This is a genomic window from Acinetobacter sp. MYb10, from assembly GCF_002980175.2.
Classification (GTDB): Bacteria; Pseudomonadota; Gammaproteobacteria; order Pseudomonadales; family Moraxellaceae; genus Acinetobacter; species Acinetobacter guillouiae.
In genome coordinates this window covers 3,809,775-3,830,321 of sequence record NZ_CP058272.1, presented here as the reverse complement: position 1 = coordinate 3,830,321, position 20,547 = coordinate 3,809,775, and the positions used below count along the sequence as shown (strand labels likewise).

Below are 20,547 nucleotides of genomic sequence, written 5' to 3'. Positions count from 1 at the left end.
ACTATCCTAAAATTTTCTTAAAGAATTTATAATAGCTTCATACATTTGAAGCCCATTGTGATTAGGTATACTTGAGGATCTAGCATTGTTATTTGTACTAGCTGTATCAACAGTGATAGAAATTAAAGGATCTAAAGCTGAATAAACTGTACCAGCATGTTCCCAAGTAGCAATTATTCCTGTACCGCCCTCCATTGGTACTTGAGTAACCAACTCAAGTCCATTGATTGGTGCTTTTTGATTTATAATTTTGGCACCACTCCTTATATCTTGAGAATTATTTTTTGTTTTTAAATAGTTTGGACTTTTTTGAAGATTTTTTTCGGTTCGAATTATTAAATTATCTTCTGCTTTATAAATTGCTTCTGTTTCTGCAATAATAGTAACTGAAGGAGCTCTTGAAAAATTAAAACCTACTTTCTGTCTAGTAAATTTATATGCCTTACCTTCATCTTTAATAAATCCATTTTTAAAACAAATTCCAGATTCCAATGGTATTTTATTATTATTTCGAGCCTTCAAATTTTTTACAAGATACTTAATTCCATTAATACTTTTATCTTCATTTTTTTTGGAATAAGAACCTGTAATTTTAAAAAGAGTATTTAATGATTGATCATAAACAAAAGCATAAACATCTACTGGTAGTCTTCCATTAGCAAAAGTTGAATGCCCCCAGATAATTTTTGAAATAATATTGCCATTTGTTTCTAAAGGAGTCTTATCCTTAATAAAATCCTCTTTCGTATTATACTTTTTTTCTATTTCTCGAATAGCTTCATCAAATTCACCCCTAGTTACCTTTGTCATTGTTTCAATTTTAAATGTATCATAATTTATTGTTTCATCTATAATTTCTGCATCTTTAGGTAATTTAAAAGTATAACGCCCAACACACCAATCTTGCATATTATTTAAGTCAATCATTGTTTTTCCTGATTCTTTGTTATTTGCTGCATAACCACAACCTGAAATACTCAGGGCAGTAGTGACCAATAAAGTAATTAGTAACTTTTTAATCATCTTTTTTTCCTAAAATTTCAAGCTCTGCCTTAACCATTGAAAGAGAGGATATTTTTTGTGTTTTACCTTCTGCATCCGTTACACCAGTGATCGTTTTCCCATCCTCAGTAACAATCTTATACTTAACATTAGGCTGGGCAACGCCTGCTCTATTTCTGACAATAAATTGTTCATCATAAGAGGCTTGGGCTTGAGGCATTTGAGCTAGTTCACTATTTAAACTACTACCTGACATTGTACAAATCTGTCCAGCTTTCAGACTAATTGTACCAGGGCAAACAATATCTATATTACCCCCCTCAATTTTGATGTAACCGCCTCCTGAAGTAATAAGAATTCCTTTCCCACTTTCAATTTTTACTAAATCATCCAATGCATAGACATGCATCAACTTTTGAGAAGCCAAAGTCATTTCAGCACTTTGAGATTGAATATTTACATTCCCATGGCCTGCTTTTAAATCAATATCCTTTTGTTGAGCAAATAAACTAATACTACCTAAAGCATTTGTTAGTACATTATTCCCAGTAAAGGTTTGTACATTACGATTAGTTGATAACTCAATATGGTCAGCAGATTGGATCAATGTTCCTTTGGAGCTATTTACAATAAAATGATCATTTGAATGTAGAACAATGAAAGGAGTTTCATCACTTCCATCCCATTTAGGAATATCTTGATTAATTTTTTTCTGTAACTCTAAATCGGGCTCTTGAGCCTTATGTGATTTTGCTAATTCTTGAATATTTTCATTATTACTTTGTGCAGCCAATAGAGCACTTTCTAACTCGGTTCGTAACATTTGATGATTAGCAGCATCACCATCTTCTTCAGTTGTTATCAATATCCCTTTTGGAGCACGAATCCCTCCCCAATTATCCGTCCTTAACTCAAATCCTTCACCACGACCATCACTCTGAGCAGTTTCCTTAGGATGACTTAGATTCCCCAGATTAAGCTGAGTTACGCCATGACTACTATGAAGTTGGGTACTTATTTGGCCAGTCGTATCATCAAATCTCAGTTGGTTAAATCCTTCACCATCCACTTCTTTTGATCGTATTCCACTGAGTTTTTTGGTATCAGGCAATTGTCCTTTGATATCAAACTTGGTTGGATTTCGATGTGCTTCATGAATACGACCTGTGACAAATGGACGATCTATATTGCCATCAAAAAAGTCAATAACTACAATTTCATCTTTTCGAGGTAAGAATCGAGCACCGTAACCTTCACCAGCCCAAGGAGTGAGTACATCTACCCAAGCAGAGTCTGTATCATTATCATTTGAACCTGCACCTCCATCATGGCTATGATCATCTGTACGAGTGAATAAGAAACGAACTTTAATGCGCCCCCATTCATCCACATGAATTTCTTCACCATCTGTGGTGACCTTAGCTCTTTGTACATGTGCAACAGGACGATGTTGTAATGGATGGTATTCAGGAACAACGGCAATACTTCGACGAACAACCATTAATTCATTGGCTTGGCGTTCTTGCTCACTATCTTTACTCGTTTCCCAATGGCTAAGTTTCAGCAATTTATCCAATTGATCTTTTAAATCTTTTGGAAGGTTATTCTGATTGTAATAATGTTTATTGAGTATCAAAAACTCACAATCATTAGAAGCATGATTTTTCTCAAGCTCAGGATGATCCAGTAGCTGAAACCAAAAGCCAACTTGAGTATCTCGAACACTGCTGTGTGCAGTGAAATACTTAGACTGTAAAGCTTGGTACTGATTCATTTGTTTATTCAACTTATCAAGTTGATTATTACCTGATTTTGTGGATTGATCCTCTCCTTTAAGATCACTAATCCATGCAGGTGAAATACTCCAAGCTTGTTCTAAGCTTAGACTCTCATTATCTCTATTAGAACTGTGTTTATGTGTACTGAGTACTGATCCACTGGCATCTTCTTGACTTAAACTATCAGCCTGCCAGCGTTGTACATGTATAGCTGTAGGCTGTAAGCTACGTTGTGCGATAAAGCTCGTAATACTGTCAAACTGTTCTGTCGCATTCGACCGATGATAGCGTATGCTTCTGCGTTCAATTGCCTTAAATTGCGCATTGTCATCAACTAAACGAAGTTTTTGTGGTTCAATACTTTGACTATTACTTGATACAATATAATTCGATTCATCAACAAGCCAATTAATTGATTCTTCACGCATTAATCGCGTTAAATAAGTATAGTCACTTTCGTTCGATTGCATAGAAAAAGGGCGGACATCGTAAGTCTTGGTTAAACCACTGGTGTCTAGTTTCAAACTGGAAGCAAATAAAGCACTTTTTGACTGCCATTCCCTGAAAATTACTTCAACAATTTCAATAACATTCTTATTCATAAACACACGGCTATTACGTCGTTTATGCCATAAACTTGTAGGATCTTGCATGGTCAAACGGTATAGACTCAAAGCACCATCAGATTGTCCTTGTGAAGCGCCTGTAATAATACCTGTAGTTCTAAATAATCTGCCTGAATCGGTTACCTGATCAACAGCTATTTGACAACCAATGAATTGTTTTAATTCTATAAATGGATTCGTTGATAGGCAGATCAGTTCTGATGACATCCCTTCATTAATGCCATGGTAACCATCAATGCGCTGTAACATAATTTGAGAATTGAGTTGTGAATTTGAAAATTGCGCACTGATTGCACGTTTTTGTGTTCCGAAGCCTAATTTGTCTAAAATGCCAAAAATGTTATCTAACATTGTTATTTATAACCTTATTATTAATAGGGAAATATTAGCACAATGGTTATTTATGCTCAAATTCTATTCGTTTTCATTTTGTTTCAGTCCTATTAATATTTTACGGTAAGTTTGAACGGTATAGCGTCCTAATTGATATTTTTCTCTCATTTGAGCAATCGTCAGTGTTTGTAGATCATGTTGATGCTGTTTGACCCATTCTCTTTTTTGATCAAGTACTGATATATTTAAATTTTTACGCATTTCCATTCGAGTTCGCTCAATATATTCCTCACTTCGATTTAACTTTTTAGCAATCTCTGGAATACTAAGTTGCATTGATAATATTATTTCTTGGTGTTCTTCTCGCCAAGCATAGAGTGATTCAATCCGTTGCGGAAGATTAAGTAATTTCTTCAGTTGTATTCGTTTTGATGCAATTTGCTCAGAACGTAAACCTAACTTTAAACCTAGTTCTTGGTTACTTAACTTTAATTCTAGTAAATCTGTTTGATGATCTAAAAGCCATTGAGTTTTATCTTCCTGGTATGTTGGAATATTATAAAATTCTTTTAATTTTTTTTGTATGGTATATATCTGATGAATAGGAGTTTTAAATTTATCAGCTAATTCCTCAGTCGTTAAATTTGAATCCAAAAGTTCAGTACGGTGTTGATGCATCCAGTTACTTTTTTCATTCTTATCTTTTTCTATTTGCTCAGAAAAGCTTAATTCACCTAACTCTTGTCGTGCACGATTATAATATTTAATGGCAATATATTTACGCACATTGAACGTTGCCATGATTTGTTTTAGGTTCATACCTAAAACGGCTTCTCTATGCTGTTGGAAATTTTTTTCTAATAAATCATCTGCTGAAATTTTTCGTAATTTTCTTCTTCCTTCAGGAAGTTGTATAAGTTCAGCTAACCATTTCCTCCGCTTATAGACTTGGTTTCCTGTTAAACTATATTTTTCTCTTAAGGTATTTAAGCTGTCATATAAAATTTCATCTTGGTGTTCAATTAGCCATACATCATCCCTAGTGAAAACTTGATTTTGAATCTCTAAAAGTCGACGAAACTTCCCGACTAAATAAACGCTTATACCCAAAAGTTTTGCAACATCCAACCGACTATGATGTTTTATAAGTTCTGCAATTTCAGATGTCAAAATATAGCACATGCTCCCAGCACCAAATAGTGATTCCGTACCGTAATTCCATCCTCTATAAAGAATAATACCAGACGAAGTTTTATATTCTTCATACACATCCCAGTCTTCACCTTCCCAATCCTTGATTGTTTTTATTTTAAAATGTTTATGCTTCCCCATTGTATCGTACCCCATATAGATTACCCTTTGAAATTAGTTGTTCAAGTTCTGCTCAAATTAAAAAATATGCAATGAATGCTCATATCATAATTTTTCAAATAAGTGATCGTATCCAAAATAATGAACAAAATTAACATTACACTAGCTTTTGAGAAACTATGTCTTCATTATTTTGCTTGAGATCAAGTTTCTCAAACAAAAAAAGAACTATTGGCTCTTTTTTATTTTCAAACAAACCGACTTGTAAATTATACAAATCGGCTTCTTTTTATTTAACACCTAAACTCTAAGTTTCGCACTGCATTCAATAAAAACTTTGCTGACAGTTGGCACAATAAAAGTAACTCATAGGTATAGGTGCTGAATGTACAGGTGGCTCAAATACTCTACTAAAAATCCCGCCAATCACTGCACCTGCTAGACCTCCTACCCATGGGGTAATAGGAATAGGTGTCGGTAAGTTTTTGGCTAAGGTAGCACCGATGCTCGCCATATTGATTGAAGCATTCAAAGATTTCGGGTTCTCATTACGTTCATATGGAACATGTTGAGTCATTCGATGGATTTGATCGGAGTGGCAATAAGGACAATGAATTTGCATAATATTTATCTCAGAATTAGTCAAAACAGGTTTGCATTAGTACAGACCTGTTTGAGAACGAGTGTTTCTCCCTTAGATAATGTAGGTCTAAGATTTTTTTAATTATGCAAATGTCCGCATACGTTGTTTACACTTCACTCGCAAATGTTGATTTTCTTTTTCAGGTCGAACTAAGTATTTCACGGTATTCAACATATTATTCACTTCATCCTTATTCTTACGATGAATCATCCCAATCCCTAAAGTATTTCGATCAGAGAACTGTTTGAGATAGTTAGAATCATGGCAATTGAAATAACAGCCTAAATCACCCGTAATAGACTTCCATAAATCACCCACCTGTTTTGCTATACCATAAGCCTTACAGTGCTCACTGCCCTTATAGACCAATAACAAGTGACAATGATAGCCCTTATCAGTGCCTTGCTCTAATGCCCAAGCAGATTCGATCAATCCTTTAAAGATTTTATCTTGATCATTTATTCTTTTTCTTAATATCTTCATATGATGACTAAATTCTTTAATACCTACTTGAACTTGATGTTTAAGCGGATAGGCTAAATCAACTCGTACAACCAAGATACGAGAATAATCATCACTGACTTTTTTCATACGTGCAATTAACTGCTTTGTATTTTGAGACTCACCATAACGATGATCACGCAATTGGCGTTCATGTCTGCGGTAATGTACTTTAAAACTTCGTTGTATTTTATCAAAGGGGATCTGTTTTAATCTCTTCAGTAACAAAGAGCGGCAACCAAATTCCAAGGATTCATCGAAATCATTAATTAACTCAAGGAATATTCCTATGGACGCGGAATAATAAAAAGGTGGACTATAGATTTGATCAAATTGAATCAGTAGCTCCATTAAATCTTCATAGAATTTTTTAGGCTGATCCTTTTTACCTACGATGTCTTCTACAAAACACTCAATCTCGATTAATACTTTTGATTCGTTAACTGATTCACTCATGTTGATTACCTATGAAAGTTTTATCTCATAGAAATAACCATCATGTAATCTTTTACTGTTTGAACAAGCCGCATTTAGTTATGCTTAAAACTTACTTATTATTTCAATCCAATTACTTAGAAGAATAGATACTAGTAGTATTAGAGTATATTTACTAAGTGGAATTGATTAAACTAAGATAATAATATTAATAACCCTTGATGAAAAATCACAACACCCATCAAGACAAAACATTAAAACCATCTAAAATAAGTTAAAACACTAAAACATCACAATAAAAACTAAAAAAGCATCAAGCGTATTTTATCCGTTATTTAGATAAATATTATCAGCATAAATCTAATGGCTTTAGTCACCCAGTTTATTTATATCTAACTATCAATACATTTTCTCTTCCAAAAATAAACCCAATTCAAGCCAACCTATTATGATATTTCGAAAATTCACTCCTGACTCAATTGCTTAGCATAACGTAGAAATATTGGTCTAATACGATCTTAGATAGCTAACTTTGACAATCAGATAAGTTCGATGCATCGATAATTATTGAAACTTTAAATTACTACTATTACCAATTTGATCAATTCCTGAGGCTTTAAAAAGATTAATAAGAAAAAACTAAATCATAAAAAATTATGTCAACAAGGTTCTTTCAATTTGTAAAATTTATGAAAAACGTTACTATACATACGATAATGCATATAACAAACTTCATCAAAAACTTGTAAAATACATCTAAAATTATGCTAAAATATTACTATAAATACTACGCACAATACTACAAAGGAAATGTTTAATGTCTGGGTTTAATGTTGAAAGCTCTATACCTGATATCATCGACGAAAAGTTAAAGAAGTACGATGATGAAGATATGATCTGGATCTATAATGAAGTTCTTAAACATGCAGAAGGAACTGACCTTTCATCCCGTAGAGACTCAAACCGAAGACGTGGATATGATCGACAAAACCTTTCCTTTAGAGATATTGAAGAATATAAAAGTATTGATGGAATAAAAGATCTTATTAAAATAAAACTAAAAGAAATTAATGATAGAGAAATATTAGAATCTTTTTTTAAAAACATAGATGAAACAAAAAAATCTATTAATAACATCGATATCTTTATATTTTTAAAAGAAGATACACGTTTATGCAGTTTTGCTTTGAACTACATAAATAATGATCAAATAAATAGAAGAAGATCAGAATCTACTTTTCAATATTTTCAGAACCCATACTTCTATCTTATTTATCAATTAACTATAGATAAAAGAAGAACATCAATATCAGAAACAAATAGTATTAAAGAAATAAATTTGAATATAATTTCCAAAAATTATCACAATAACTCTAAAAATCTTAAAGATAAGGACTTTCTAATATGGGCACATTCTTATCTAAGAGATAAAAATGAAGATTTTAGGAGAATAAGATTTATTCCAGAAAAAAATTATGATTATCAAAATTTAATAGTCTCCTTTCTTGATTATCTATTATATTTCGACAAAGATTATCATTATTTATTAACAAATCAACTTTATAAAGCTTGGAGTCAAAGGAAATTCAGAGCAGCAGATAAAATAAAAAAACCTTATCACTTACCGCTAACAAAGTTAGCAAAATCAGAATTAAAAAAACTATCCGATTTCAAGAATAAAACTGAAAACGAAATATTAGAGGAATTAATTCATCAAATGTATTTAAAAGAAATGTGTGATGAGGATGGGAAGTTAAAATACTAGCAAGTTCCTCTAGATCGACTTTTGACTTTAGCAACGGTTAGAAGTCACATTCAATGGCATAGCGGTGATACATTAAATTGAAAATACAGCTTCCTCCTCCATATCTGTTTCACGTTGCATAACTATTTAATCTCCTAAAGATAAGAGGCTTTTCAGCCTCTTTTTTCACGCTATAATTTTAGCAACCAATTTTTTACTTGCTCCCCATACCACTCCATAATCTTTACACGTTCGTCCCAATACTGCGCTCGATTATATGCAGAGCGAATACGGTTCTGTGGCACATGGGCAAGTTGCCGCTCAATTGCATCAGGATTGAATAAATTCGATTCATTCACTACTGTACTAAATAATGATCTAAATCCATGCGTGGTCATTCGACCCGCATAGCCCGACCGTTTGATCACAGCTAAAATTGATTCACTACGCATAGGCTCTTTGTTATTTAAACGATGTGGAAATAGTAGATCTTGATTATGTGTCAGACGCAGTGCCTGAAGCTCATCAATCATCATATCTGTTATGGGTACACGATGGGGTAAACCGTTCTTCATACGTTCAGCAGGGATATCCCATTTACGCTCTTCCAGATCAAATTCATCCCAACGTGCTTGCAGCAACTCACTTACTCGAACACCAGTAAGCATGATCATAATTATTGCATGGTGAGTTTGGGCATCTGCTGGATAAGTTTTAATTTTTCTTAAAAATTCAGGCATTTCACTTTCTGATAATGAAGCTAGGTTCTTCACTTTTTTATTTTTGAGTGCATAAACCAAATCACTTGCCGGATTATCGAATCTATAGCCATGAGCTATGGCATATTTCATGACCATACCACAACGAGACAAAGTACGTTTAGCCACCTCTAATGAGCCTCTAGCTTCGATCTTTTTAATGATTTGCAGAATCTCTGGAGCTTGAATTTGATTAATACGTTTATTGGCCAGAGCAATATAAAGCTCATCTAAAGATGCTCGCACATTACTAATATGTTTGGATGACCAAGTTTCTCTTTGATTATCAAACCAATCTTCTGCTACCTCTTTAAAAAATGGCTTAATTTCCTCGTGCAACACTGACTTGGAATATTTGTATTTCAGTTCAAGTGCAAGCTCCCTTGCTTTCTTTAAACTCATATCAGGATATTGACCAAGTGACTCTGACTTACGCTCACCAAGAACAGTAAAGCGTATGTTCCAGTATTTTTGCCCTGATGGCGTTACGAGAAGTGATAGACCATTCTCATCCGAAAGGCGATATCGTTTTTCTTTTGGCTGTGCTTTTCTGCATTCTGTATCGGTAAGCTTCATCAGTATTTACCCTTTATCTAGACTAAAATAATTGGGTAAATTTTCCCAATAATTACCCAGAGAAGGCAAAAATTAGGTCAAATCAAGTCGGATGATATCGGACAAACAGGCAAATAAAAAAGCCTTTAAGTATTGAACTTAAAGGCTTTTTTACATTCAGTCAAACTTCTCTGAATTGAATTTTGGTGGAGATGGCGGGAGTTGAACCCGCGTCCGCCAACACTACACTCGAGAATACTACATGCTTAGATATCGTCAATTATTTTAACATTAAGTGACCCGACGAACAGGGTACAAAACGCGATCCTCTAAGTTTAGTATAAAGCCCCGAGGCTTGACTTTATACGGACTTGTGTGCGTGCGCTACAGTCGGGTCCACTGACCACAAGTATTCAGTGAAGCGGACAAGCTGCCCTTAGGCAGCTAGAGCGTAAGATTCGTCGTTTGCGACTAAAATATGCAAATTTGATTTACGAGAGAAAATGCGCTCTCGGCATGCATCTATGAGCTTCATCATCGGCGTCGAAGCCAATAACATCCCCAGATAACACGGCCATTATAACATAATTGTTGCAAATTAAGCAGATAATTCACTACATTTATATCAAATGATGCGCCTAGTTCTATAATTGCGCTACTATCACTATTTTTCAAGGGACAAATATAAAAAAGATGAGCTATTTACTCTCACTTGATCAAGGAACGACCTCTAGCAGAGCAATTATCTTCGATGAGCATGGAAAGGTATATGCCTCTGCTCAGCGGGAAACCCAAATTAGAACCCCACATTCGGGCTGGGTTGAGCAAGATGCCATGGAGATTTGGACCACACAAATCACCGTCGTACAGCAAGCAATCGCATCGGCAAGACTATTGGCCAAAGACATTAAAGCACTTGGTTTAACCAACCAACGTGAAACCACTGTAGTTTGGGATAAGCGAACAGGTAAACCACTTGCCCCTGCCATCGTTTGGCAAGACCGACGCGCTACAGACTGGTGCAATCAGTTAGTTCAAAACAATTTATCTGAAAAAATTCATAAAAAAACAGGATTAAGAATAGATCCTTATTTTAGTGCTGGAAAACTGGTTTGGTTATTGGAAAATGTGCAAGGCTTAAGAGCACTGGCTGAACAAAATCATGTCGCATTCGGTACAGTCGACAGCTGGTTGATTTGGAATTTAACCCAGGGTTCAGAGCATGTCATCGAAGCAAGTAATGCTTCACGTACCATGTTGATGGATTTAAAAACACAGCAATGGGATGCGGAATTAATTGAATTATTTAATATCCCGGCGAGTGTTCTACCTAAAATCATTCAATCTGATTGTTATATTGCCAATACCGCCACAGGGCTTCTTGGTGCGGAAATTCCAATTTGTGGCGTATTAGGTGATCAACAGTCTGCACTCTTTGGGCAATCATGTTTTGAAGCTGGAACAGCCAAAAATACCTATGGGACAGGCTGTTTTATGCTGTTCAATACCGGAACAGATATTCAATATAGTAAAAATAAATTACTCACCACCTTAGCGTGGAAATGCCAAGACCAATCCCATTATGCCTTAGAAGGCAGTGTATTTATGGCTGGTGCGATTGTGCAATGGTTAAGAGATGGTTTAGGAATTATCAAAAATAGTGCTGAAGTTGAAAAGTTAGCTTGCCAAGTTGACACTACTGATGGTGTCGTTCTGGTTCCAGCCTTTACAGGTTTGGGAGCGCCACATTGGGACAGTGAGGCACGTGCTTTACTCTGTGGAATGTCACGTGGAACCAATAAATCACACATTGCCAGAGCTGCCTTAGAATCCATTGCATTCCAAGTTTCTGATGTGTTAACTGCAATGCAATCGGATATTGCACAACCCTTAAAACAATTACGTGTGGATGGTGGCGCAAGCCAAAATGATATGCTAATGCAATTTCAGGCAGATATTTTAAATGTACCTGTGCTACGCCCTAAACTTTTAGAATCTACCGCTTGGGGTGCTGCTGCATTGGCAGGATTAAAGGCAGGTGTTTTTAATAATCTCAGTGAAATTTCCGAATCTTGGCAATTAGATCGCGCTTTTGAGCCGAAGATGAGCGCAGACCAAAGACAATATCACCTAAGCTTATGGAATGGTGCTTTGCAGCGCGCGAAGTCCAATTAACAATATCCAATTAGCAATTCTACGTAGAAAAGCTTGGCTAAAATTCAAGATATATTTTTAGCCAAGCTTACTCAGTTTAAAGTCTTTCAACAAACAGTATCCCATTTAAATGGTCGATTTCATGTTGCACAATGCGTGCAGGGAAACCATGAAACTGCTGGATAATCTTTTCGCCAGTCAGCGTGAAAAATTGTACAGTAACTGCTTCAGCACGAGCCACTTGCCCTCTTTCATTCGGCACACTTAAACATCCTTCCTCACCCAAGATGGTCTGTTCAGACTGCTCTAAGATTTCAGGATTAATCATTGTGATTGCATCCATTTCAGGTGCGTCTGGGTAGCGAGGGTTCGCTCTTGAAGCAATAATAATCACCCGTTTAGAAACATAGACTTGTGGTGCGGCGATCCCCACACCATTACGCTCTAACATGGTGGTCTGTAAGGCCTTGGATAATTCGTTTAACCACGTACTTGAAAACTCAGCTTCAGCCACAGGCGCTGCGATTAATTTTAAAACGTCTTCACCACGTTGGGCGACAGGTAACACGGCACTCATTATCTTGTACCTTGATTAAATGTAAATTGAATAAAGATGAGTGTAGCATTTGAAATGCGCTTTCCAATTCAATTATTGTGCAAAAGTATGTAGGTTATGTACAAATGAATTTCTATTTACCCAAGCCAAATGACAGCTTGTCTTTTAAGCCATTTTTAATCATGATCGTGTAAATAACAAGCGTCCAGTCTATCGTTGAAAATAATGAATACAGCACCCCTATTCTTAGGCTTGATCTTTAGCTCAATTAGCTTAGGCTATTTTATCTATGGAAAAAGACAGCGAATGAACATGCCTTTTATCTGTGGCATCACTTTGATGATTTTTCCTTATTTTATTGAAAATACAATGATTATGTCTGTATGCGGTATTATTCTGAGTGTTATCCCGTGGTTAATTCGCATGTAAGTGATCAATATTTAAATCTATTAGAATCTAGCTTAGCGCAATGCTTTTAAAGCAAAAATGATTTTTAAGCCGCCTCGATCACCTATAAAAATAAGTAGGATGCATAAAAATAAATATTGATTTTTTAAGTAAAAAATAGTCAATTAAAATGATTACATTCACATTCAATATCTCTTTTAAGGCATTGCATCATCATGGACGAAAAATTGGGCCTCAATAAGGAAGCAAAAAGAACGCTTGCATTGTCTTCTCTGGGCGGTGCGCTCGAATTTTATGATTTCGTCATTTATGTATTTTACGCAAAAATCATTGCTGAACTATTTTTCCCTAGTTCTTTAAGTCCTTTTTGGGCAATGCTGAATACTTACGGAATTTTTGCCGCAGGATATTTCTTCCGTCCCTTAGGTGGCGTGATCATGGCGCATTTTGGTGATCTCGTAGGACGTAAACGCCTGTTTAGTTTATCCATATTATTGATGGCACTCCCTACTTTGTTTATCGGTCTAATGCCAACTTATACAGACATTGGTTTAGCTGCTCCACTGCTACTGTTGTTGATGCGCGTGGTTCAAGGCATTGCGATTGGTGGAGAAATTCCCGCAGCATGGACATTTGTTTCAGAGCATGTACCAACAAAGAAAATTGGTTTTGCCAATGGTTTGCTTACCGCAGGTTTGTCACTGGGGATCTTACTGGGCGCTTTGATGTCGCTGTTTATTTCGCTTAAGTTTAGCGAAGCAGAAATCCATGCTTGGGCTTGGCGTCTCCCGTTTATAGTCGGCGGAGTTTTTGGATTAATTGCCTTATATCTAAGAAGTTATCTTAAAGAAACCCCAGTATTTAAAGCGATGCAGGCGCGTAAAGAACTCTCAAAAGATTTACCCATCAAGCAAGTTTTGGTATCCCATAAATCTGCTGTTGTCATTGGGATGCTGTTCACTTGGTTTTTAACTGGTTGTGTTGTAGTAATTATCCTATCTACCCCCAATTTACTGACTACCACATTTAACTTTCAACGTGCGGATGCATTTCAGATGCAAAGTATGGCAATTCTGATGCAAATGTTGGGTTGCATATTGGCAGGTTTGCTCGCTGATCGTTTTGGTGCTGGGCGTGTGATTTGTTTGGGATCGCTCAGTGTGGCAATCACTGCAGTGCTTTTTTATTACAGTTTAGGTCATGCCGCTCATTCAACAATCTTCGGATTGTACATGTTGCTTGGACTATTTTCTGGCACAGTCGGTGTGGTTTCCTATAGCTTGGTCAAGATGTTTCCCGCTCCAATTCGCTTTTCAGGAATTTCATTCTCATACAATGTTGCATACGCAATTGCAGGCGGCTTAACCCTGCCATTGGTCCAATGGCTGAGTTTATATCGCGATATAGGTGCTGTGTACTATATTGTTGTGCTTTGTCTAATCACCCTTATGACAAGTGTAGTTTATCGCAAAAATTTTGAAACGGTTTAACCGCGTTGTTTGTATCCGAATGAATGGGTAAGCTCTACTTCAAAGAAATGACAAACCTGATTACGCCCATTGTTTTTTGCCAGATATAAGGCCTGATCAGCCTGACGAATCAATTCTTCTTTTGTTGATAAAAAAGGATTCGTTGATACTGCGACACCAAAACTTGCCGTCACTTTGAGCGTCTGTTGATGATCTAATCGTATTTCTTCTTTTTCAATTGCTTGACGGCATCTCTCAGCAAGTCTCAGCGCATTTTCTAATGCACCATTGCTCATGAGAATAATAAACTCTTCCCCCCCAAATCGTCCAACAACATCCTGTTCACGAATATTTTCAGTCAAAATTTTTGCAACCTGTTTTAAAACTGCATCCCCAATATCGTGTCCATACTGGTCATTAACACTCTTAAAGTAATCTAAATCTAATAACACGATCGCAAAAGAACTTTGCTGCTGTTTTAATAAATCAATATTCTCACCAATCCTCCTTCGGTTATAAATGCCTGTAAGTGGATCTAGAACGCTAATTTGCTGGATCATTTGCTCTCTTTTGCGCCATTGAATTAAAAGAACCTCGAATAAAACCAGACTTGCAAAAAAAATTGGAATATAAAAATACAACATGCAAAATACCCAAAATGTATTTTTATATAGCGACATGGATTGTAAATATTCACTAAAAATTGGTGCATACGTCATTTTATTCGTCAGGCTTAATCCAAGACTGATCAACATAAAACAAGTGATTGGAATGACGATTAGATACACTACTTTTCGTTCAAATAATACCAGTGCCACTGTGACTAAGCTGACATAACCTGCACTTGATGCTGGGCTAAAAATCCCGATGCAATGTGCGCCAAAAACAAAAATAAGACCAAAATATGCAACGGTTATATACGGTATTATTATTTCAAAAATAGTAATTTTACTTAAAGCACGAATAATAAAAATAAGTGCAAAAAAACCCAGTGCGGCTAAAGATAATAATTTCATATAGGTTGGATAAAAATCTTGATTAATCCAAGCTTGTAATTCAACTTGACTGTTGCTAAAAAACCACCAGACAATCCACGATAAAACAGCAATACCTCCCAAGAGGAGCACAAGGCTACACTTCTTAAGATTACTCCAATTCATGATCATGACGTCATGGGTGAAGTGTTCCGTTGAGGACTGTATCGCCGCTCTATGTTTTTGTTCCATATAATAACTATTCCATAAAATTGTGAATTTCTATCCGTTGTTTTATTTATCTGTATTGATCACTTAAATATAACACTCTAGTAATTTTATGTAAGTGTATTTCAAAAATATAGATTTTTATTCTAAATAAACCTTAAGGTTAGGATATTAATCCTTTATGTTATTTGTAAATATTTTCCAAATAACAATCATTTTATCACGCTTATTTTATCAATTTGAACTTTAAATTTTTCCTAATATTTCAATAAACAAAGGGATTCTACTTACATGCTTTGGCCGAATGGAATTATTTTTATTTTACTGGTGATATCCGTCAACCTTTAGCCTATTTGGACATATACGCAGAGCTGGATACAAGCACTTTTAAAATAAGATATGTCGCCTTAATCGGTTTTATTGTTAATTTATCCTAATTTATTTTTAACCTATATTTAAACATACTCAAAAAATCAATTTTAAAGCTCACAATTTGAAACATCATTTTAGCAGAATCCAAACTTGAAATATCCAATTAAACTACCCTGAATCACTGTATTGATTGTCATACTCTTTTAAACTGCACACCATCAATATTGTCATTTAAATTCAATGCCCAAATCACGTTGTTATCACCATCCCAAAATCATTTGGATTCAGTTTTAAGCTTGATTAAAATAAAACAATCTTTTCAAATGCTTAACAAAAAAAACTTGGCTTTATATTTTTTTATAAACTCTGATATTTTTACTGTTAAATTTTAAACCGATAGACGTTGATTGAATTTCTATATTAAAAATCAACTCTCTATATTTGATCTGAATACAAAATTCATCTGCACCATCATCCAAACCAGAAGTGCTCCAAATTGTGCCCTGTGGGAATTGATCTAACCATTGGGCTTTGTAAAAATCAGAGACTGAATCAAAGTCGAGATATTGCTCAGGTTGGGCCATGATTTTTTCAACAAGTTCTTCAAACTTTTGTTTTTGTATTTGAACAAAATCAATAATCATGGCAGCCCCTTAAAGGATGTTAAATTCCTTTATACATGCTCGCCGATTGTTTCTTTTTGACCTGTTCCCATTGCCACCATCCAAATCCAGCCAGTCCAACAAACGCCGCATATAAAGCAGCTGTTAGGAATAATTCTTTATACATAAACATCCCTACATAGACTATATCAACAAAAACCCAAAGTACCCAAGTCGCAATATGTTTACGGCTGGTCCAATAGGTTGCCAGTAAACTAAATGCAGCCAATTGAGAATCTAACATAGGCAAAGCAGCATCGGTAAAATAGTGCAGCGATAACCCAAATACTCCCCCTCCAACAGCAGCGATGATCATTTGCAGGATCACTGTTTGTACAGCAATGGGCTCTATTCGAATCTCTTGATCTTGCTGCTTGCCTTTTAGCCAGTGATAAAAGCCATAAAAATTCACCACCATAAAGAACACTTGTAAGATTGTTTCACCATACAATTTGAATTCAAAGAATAAATAGGCATATAAAACAAAGGCAAAGAAGTTAAATACCCAACACCACATATTTCGCTTAATCGTCAATGTGACACCAATAATACTGATAATAACCGCGAATATTTCTAATGGTGACATGGTAAAAAACTAATCAAGACAGGAAAGGCTATTATGAAAAAATACGGCATGATTGCAAGCAAAACCAGAACTAAAATTGAGAACGGAATCTTTAATATAATTTTTTGAATTAAAATTCACAAAAAATACTGTTGTCCTGCTTTTTCGAATAGTAGTTACGATAACAATATAAATTCCTTAAAAAGTGAATAATTAGCTTTAAATCACAGTTTATGACGTATCGATTTTTAAAATCTTAATTCTGCGTCTCAATCAGCGTACTCAAACATGATGCAATATAGGAAGTTGAGTTCAATACAATAGACTAATCAGCACTTTTGAAAGCTGCAATTTAAGCTTTGAACGATAGCAAAATTAACTCAAATAGCTGATAAAAACTGTCTCGTTTACATTAAAAAGCAGAGAAAAGATTGATCGGGGAAACGCAGCGCAAAATTTATTTATTTTAAATAATATGTTTAAAAACATTGATTAGCATATTGTTTTTAGTTGATGTTGTTCACATTTTAATCATGTTTACGAGATTTAACACTTGTTTACGTGAATACCAATGAATTTACAGAGGGGAACCTCTACTATCAACCTTAAGTTATGAACAATCCCCAAAGTTCATAACATTTCTCCTTAACCGAACTGTGAAAGCAGATTCGTTGTTCTACGCAGTGATCACCCCAATCATTGCGTATTTTTTTGTCTTCAGTTCCCTCTGTAAACTCAATCAGTTATAAGGAATAGTTGGCTAAAATGCAAGCATTACTTTTCAAGCAATTTTCAAAATATAAAAGAATATATTAAATTATAAGATATTGATTTTAATTAATATCGTAAAATATTTTGTTGCAATACTACGACAAAACCGATAAACTTAATTTATTAATTGAATTAACTGATGATCATTTAATTATTCAGTTCAAATTAAAAATTTTATTTATAAAAACGCGCAACAATAATTTTGAGTAAAACAATATGTGGGAATTATTTACACACTCATCCAACTTACTATTTAGTGTCAGTCTGTGCCTGATGTTTTTTTTGGGTATTGTGGAGTGTTTACTCCTTATTATTGGTTCAACCTCACAAGGTTTCTTAGATCAGTTTATTCCAGATCAACTGTTAGAAACACATCATGCGGATCTAGACATTCATACAGATCACAATCTTTTTGTGCAACTGTTAGATTGGCTCTATCTTGGTCGTGTCCCCGTCTTGGTTTGGTTGATCATTTTTCTGACCGTTTATGCGCTATTTGGTTTTATTGTGCAAAGTATATTTTTCAATTTCACTGGAAATTATTTTTCAATTTGGCTAATTGCGCCAGCCAGTCTTTTTTTATCTATGCCGATTGTCCGAGTGTGTGCAGCACTCATTGCAAAAATTTTACCAAAAGATGAAACCACTGCGATTCACAGTGATGAACTGATTGGTCGTACAGCTCAGATTATTTTAGGTGAAGCAAAACAAAACTACCCTGCACAAGCCAAAGTCATCGATCAATTTGGACAGACTCATTATATTTTAGTTGAACCAGAATTAAATGAAATCTTCCAACAGGGTCAAAGTGTGATTTTGACACAAAGAACAAAACTAGGCTTTAAAGCAACGCCACTTTAATTTTTCAATAACAAACCTGGGTATAATAAAATGTTGAATTCAAACTTATATCAAATCCTTGTTTTAGCAGGCATTATATTGGTGGCACTAATTGTCATCGGGGTTATTATCGCCCGCCTGTATAAACGCTCAAGTAAAGAAGTTTCTTTTGTCCGTACTGGTTTTGGCGGTGAAAAAGTCATTTTAAATGGCGGTGCAATTGTATTGCCAGTTTTACATGAAGTGATTCCCGTCAATATGAATACCCTCCGTCTTGAAGTCAAACGTGCCACAGATCAAGCATTGATTACTCGTGATCGTATGCGTGTGGATGTGATGGCTGAATTTTATGTACGGGTTAAACCAACTGCTGAATCTATTGCGACAGCTGCCCAAACCTTGGGTAAAAAAACCATGTCACCACAAGAACTCAAAGATTTGGTGGAAGGTAAATTTGTAGACTCACTGCGTGCTGTTGCCGCTGAAATGGCAATGGAAGAGTTACATGAAAAACGCGTTGATTTTGTTCAAAAAGTTCAACAAGTGGTTTCTGAAGATCTGTTTAAAAATGGCTTAGAATTAGAAACGGTTTCACTAACAGGTTTAGACCAAACCAGTTTTGAATATTTTAACCCTCAAAATGCTTTCGATGCAGAAGGTTTAACCAAACTGACTGAAACAATTGAAGACCGCCGTAAAAAACGCAATGACATTGAACAAGACAATGACTTAGCTATTAAAGCAAAAAACTTAGAAACTGAACAAGCACGCTTGCAAATTCTACGTGAAGAAGAATATGCAAAACTTCAACAAGAACGTGAAATCGCAATTCGTAAAGCTGAACAATCGGCAGAAATTGCAACACAAGAAGCAGCAAAAAAACGCGAAGCAGAAGAAGCTCAGATTGCCGCTGAACGTGAAGTAGAATTAAAGCGTATTGCGTCTGCACGTGATGTTGAAAATGAAAATATTCAAAAAGCACAGTTGATCCAAAAAGCCCAAGTCGAACAGAAGAAAACCATTGAATTGGCCGAGCAAGATCGTGCGATTGCAATTGCTGAAAAATCACGTGCTGAATCCGAAGCCAAAGCGTTGGCTGACCAAGCACGTGCACAAGCGGTAAAAGCGGAAGAAGAAGTGACAACTGTTCGTGAAACTCAGCGTGCAGAGCGTTTAAAAGCCGTTGAATTGGTGGCTGCAAAGCAAGTCGCTGAAACAGATGCAATTGCGATTACCGTAGCAGCAGAAGCCGCTAAACAAGCAGCTGCAGATGATGCTGAAGCAGTCCGTATTGCAGCACAAGCGGATGCTGAAAAAATACGTTTAAAAGCCAAAGGTGAAGCAGATGCAAAAATGTTGCTTGCTGCGGCACAAGAAAAGCAATATCAAGTTGATGCTGAAGGTACACGTGCAGTCAATGAAGCCAACAACGTGCTTTCAACAGAACAAGTTGAGATGCAAATTCGTTTAGCTTTATTGAAATACTTACCTGAAATCATTCGTGAAAGTGTTAAACCAATGGAAAATATTGATGATATTAAGATTCTTCAAGTCAATGGTTTAGGCGGTATGGCAGGTTCAAATACAACAGGTGAATCTGGTGAACAAAATCAAATTGCTTTGTCTGATCAAGTGGTCAATAGTGCGCTGCGCTATCGTTCTCAAGCCCCACTGATTGATAGCTTAATGAATGAGTTAGGCATTAAAGGTGGAGATATTAATGGTTTAACACAATCCTTAAAACCAAGTAATGACTAATAGAACTGACCTCATAATCCCTTAATTACCAGCCTCTGTCATCAGGGGCTTTTTATTGGATGGATTATTATTCATGATCTAATAGACCTGATCGTTTTTAATGG

The 20,547-nt window shown here is 35.5% G+C and carries 16 protein-coding genes and 1 other RNA gene; 6 read left to right on the top strand and 11 right to left on the bottom strand.

Features of this window, described 5'->3' with window-relative positions:
* Positions 1-6: 6 nt before the first annotated feature.
* From CQZ96_RS17965 to CQZ96_RS17945, 5 genes are all read right to left on the bottom strand, one after another.
* A complete protein-coding gene (locus CQZ96_RS17965; protein ID WP_105714670.1) occupies positions 7-1,023 on the bottom strand; it encodes a T6SS immunity protein Tli4 family protein in 1,017 nt (338 codons plus the stop codon).
* Positions 1,016-3,757: a type VI secretion system Vgr family protein gene (locus tag CQZ96_RS17960; protein WP_105714671.1), complete on the bottom strand. Its 2,742-nt coding sequence runs from the start codon at positions 3,755-3,757 to the stop codon at positions 1,016-1,018. Before CQZ96_RS17960 ends, CQZ96_RS17965 begins: the two co-directional genes overlap by 8 nt.
* Positions 3,758-3,820: 63 nt before the next feature.
* Positions 3,821-5,086: a hypothetical protein gene (locus tag CQZ96_RS17955; RefSeq protein ID WP_228722732.1), complete on the bottom strand. Its 1,266-nt coding sequence runs from the start codon at positions 5,084-5,086 to the stop codon at positions 3,821-3,823.
* Positions 5,087-5,375: 289 nt separating this feature from the next.
* Positions 5,376-5,672: a hypothetical protein gene (locus CQZ96_RS17950; RefSeq protein WP_146113228.1), complete on the bottom strand. Its 297-nt coding sequence runs from the start codon at positions 5,670-5,672 to the stop codon at positions 5,376-5,378.
* A 102-nt stretch (positions 5,673-5,774) separates the two neighbouring features.
* A complete protein-coding gene (locus CQZ96_RS17945; RefSeq protein WP_105714673.1) occupies positions 5,775-6,650 on the bottom strand; it encodes a YagK/YfjJ domain-containing protein in 876 nt (291 codons plus the stop codon).
* 796 nt (positions 6,651-7,446) lie between these two features.
* Between CQZ96_RS17945 and CQZ96_RS17940 the strand changes: the two genes are divergently transcribed.
* Positions 7,447-8,394: a hypothetical protein gene (locus tag CQZ96_RS17940; protein WP_105714674.1), complete on the top strand. Its 948-nt coding sequence runs from the start codon at positions 7,447-7,449 to the stop codon at positions 8,392-8,394.
* Between the two features lie 170 nt (positions 8,395-8,564).
* Here the strand turns inward: CQZ96_RS17940 and CQZ96_RS17935 are convergent, their stop codons facing one another.
* Together CQZ96_RS17935 and ssrA are read right to left on the bottom strand one after the other, a co-directional pair.
* On the bottom strand, positions 8,565-9,707 hold the full coding sequence (locus CQZ96_RS17935) for a tyrosine-type recombinase/integrase (protein ID WP_105714675.1): 1,143 nt from the start codon (positions 9,705-9,707) through the stop codon (positions 8,565-8,567).
* Between the two features lie 183 nt (positions 9,708-9,890).
* Positions 9,891-10,249, bottom strand: a transfer-messenger RNA (tmRNA) gene (ssrA, locus tag CQZ96_RS17930).
* Positions 10,250-10,379: 130 nt separating this feature from the next.
* Here ssrA and glpK point away from each other — a divergent pair.
* Positions 10,380-11,861 carry a glycerol kinase GlpK gene (glpK, locus tag CQZ96_RS17925; RefSeq protein WP_105714676.1) on the top strand — a complete coding sequence of 494 codons (1,482 nt, stop codon included), beginning with the start codon at positions 10,380-10,382 and terminating at the stop codon, positions 11,859-11,861.
* A gap of 76 nt (positions 11,862-11,937) precedes the next feature.
* On the opposite strand, the gene def is transcribed toward glpK, so the two are convergent.
* Entirely contained in the window at positions 11,938-12,417 is a 480-nt protein-coding gene (gene def, locus CQZ96_RS17920; protein ID WP_105714677.1) for a peptide deformylase, read from the bottom strand.
* Between the two features lie 204 nt (positions 12,418-12,621).
* Between def and CQZ96_RS21715 the strand changes: the two genes are divergently transcribed.
* Positions 12,622-12,825, top strand: a complete 204-nt coding sequence (locus CQZ96_RS21715) for an amino acid transport protein (RefSeq protein ID WP_105714678.1) — start codon at positions 12,622-12,624, stop codon at positions 12,823-12,825.
* A 194-nt stretch (positions 12,826-13,019) separates the two neighbouring features.
* The gene (locus CQZ96_RS17915) at positions 13,020-14,294 is read left to right on the top strand and encodes an MFS transporter (RefSeq protein WP_105714679.1); all 1,275 of its coding nucleotides are present in this window, start codon (positions 13,020-13,022) and stop codon (positions 14,292-14,294) included.
* On the opposite strand, the gene CQZ96_RS17910 is transcribed toward CQZ96_RS17915, so the two are convergent.
* From CQZ96_RS17910 to pnuC, 3 genes are all read right to left on the bottom strand, one after another.
* Positions 14,291-15,433, bottom strand: coding sequence for a GGDEF domain-containing protein (locus tag CQZ96_RS17910; protein WP_105714699.1), 1,143 nt, complete (start codon positions 15,431-15,433; stop codon positions 14,291-14,293). The two genes, CQZ96_RS17915 and CQZ96_RS17910, sit on opposite strands and share 4 nt — an antisense overlap.
* 761 nt (positions 15,434-16,194) lie before the next feature.
* A complete protein-coding gene (locus CQZ96_RS17905; protein ID WP_105714680.1) occupies positions 16,195-16,491 on the bottom strand; it encodes a hypothetical protein in 297 nt (98 codons plus the stop codon).
* A gap of 19 nt (positions 16,492-16,510) precedes the next feature.
* Entirely contained in the window at positions 16,511-17,095 is a 585-nt protein-coding gene (gene pnuC / locus CQZ96_RS17900) for a nicotinamide riboside transporter PnuC (RefSeq protein WP_004723632.1), read from the bottom strand.
* Positions 17,096-18,061: 966 nt separating this feature from the next.
* On the opposite strand from pnuC, the gene CQZ96_RS17895 reads away from it, so the two are divergent.
* Positions 18,062-18,706, top strand: coding sequence for a YqiJ family protein (locus CQZ96_RS17895; protein WP_105714681.1), 645 nt, complete (start codon positions 18,062-18,064; stop codon positions 18,704-18,706).
* A 30-nt stretch (positions 18,707-18,736) separates the two neighbouring features.
* Positions 18,737-20,443, top strand: a complete 1,707-nt coding sequence (locus CQZ96_RS17890) for a flotillin family protein (protein WP_105714682.1) — start codon at positions 18,737-18,739, stop codon at positions 20,441-20,443.
* The last annotated feature ends 104 nt before the right edge of the window (positions 20,444-20,547 follow it).

What these genes read in the sequence shown, in the direction of transcription:
- CQZ96_RS21715 (WP_105714678.1), top strand. Translation starts at nt 12,622, where the DNA reads ATGAATACAGCACCCCTATTCTTAGGCTTGATCTTTAGCTCAATTAGC.
- CQZ96_RS17960 (WP_105714671.1), bottom strand. Translation starts at nt 3,757, where the DNA reads ATGTTAGATAACATTTTTGGCATTTTAGACAAATTAGGCTTCGGAACA.
- CQZ96_RS17940 (WP_105714674.1), top strand. Translation starts at nt 7,447, where the DNA reads ATGTCTGGGTTTAATGTTGAAAGCTCTATACCTGATATCATCGACGAA.
- CQZ96_RS17890 (WP_105714682.1), top strand. Translation starts at nt 18,737, where the DNA reads ATGTTGAATTCAAACTTATATCAAATCCTTGTTTTAGCAGGCATTATA.
- CQZ96_RS17935 (WP_105714675.1), bottom strand. Translation starts at nt 9,707, where the DNA reads ATGAAGCTTACCGATACAGAATGCAGAAAAGCACAGCCAAAAGAAAAA.
- pnuC (WP_004723632.1), bottom strand. Translation starts at nt 17,095, where the DNA reads ATGTCACCATTAGAAATATTCGCGGTTATTATCAGTATTATTGGTGTC.
- CQZ96_RS17955 (WP_228722732.1), bottom strand. Translation starts at nt 5,086, where the DNA reads ATGGGGTACGATACAATGGGGAAGCATAAACATTTTAAAATAAAAACA.
- CQZ96_RS17950 (WP_146113228.1), bottom strand. Translation starts at nt 5,672, where the DNA reads ATGCAAATTCATTGTCCTTATTGCCACTCCGATCAAATCCATCGAATG.
- def (WP_105714677.1), bottom strand. Translation starts at nt 12,417, where the DNA reads ATGAGTGCCGTGTTACCTGTCGCCCAACGTGGTGAAGACGTTTTAAAA.
- glpK (WP_105714676.1), top strand. Translation starts at nt 10,380, where the DNA reads ATGAGCTATTTACTCTCACTTGATCAAGGAACGACCTCTAGCAGAGCA.
- CQZ96_RS17895 (WP_105714681.1), top strand. Translation starts at nt 18,062, where the DNA reads ATGTGGGAATTATTTACACACTCATCCAACTTACTATTTAGTGTCAGT.
- CQZ96_RS17910 (WP_105714699.1), bottom strand. Translation starts at nt 15,433, where the DNA reads ATGAATTGGAGTAATCTTAAGAAGTGTAGCCTTGTGCTCCTCTTGGGA.
- CQZ96_RS17965 (WP_105714670.1), bottom strand. Translation starts at nt 1,023, where the DNA reads ATGATTAAAAAGTTACTAATTACTTTATTGGTCACTACTGCCCTGAGT.
- CQZ96_RS17915 (WP_105714679.1), top strand. Translation starts at nt 13,020, where the DNA reads ATGGACGAAAAATTGGGCCTCAATAAGGAAGCAAAAAGAACGCTTGCA.
- CQZ96_RS17945 (WP_105714673.1), bottom strand. Translation starts at nt 6,650, where the DNA reads ATGAGTGAATCAGTTAACGAATCAAAAGTATTAATCGAGATTGAGTGT.
- CQZ96_RS17905 (WP_105714680.1), bottom strand. Translation starts at nt 16,491, where the DNA reads ATGATTATTGATTTTGTTCAAATACAAAAACAAAAGTTTGAAGAACTT.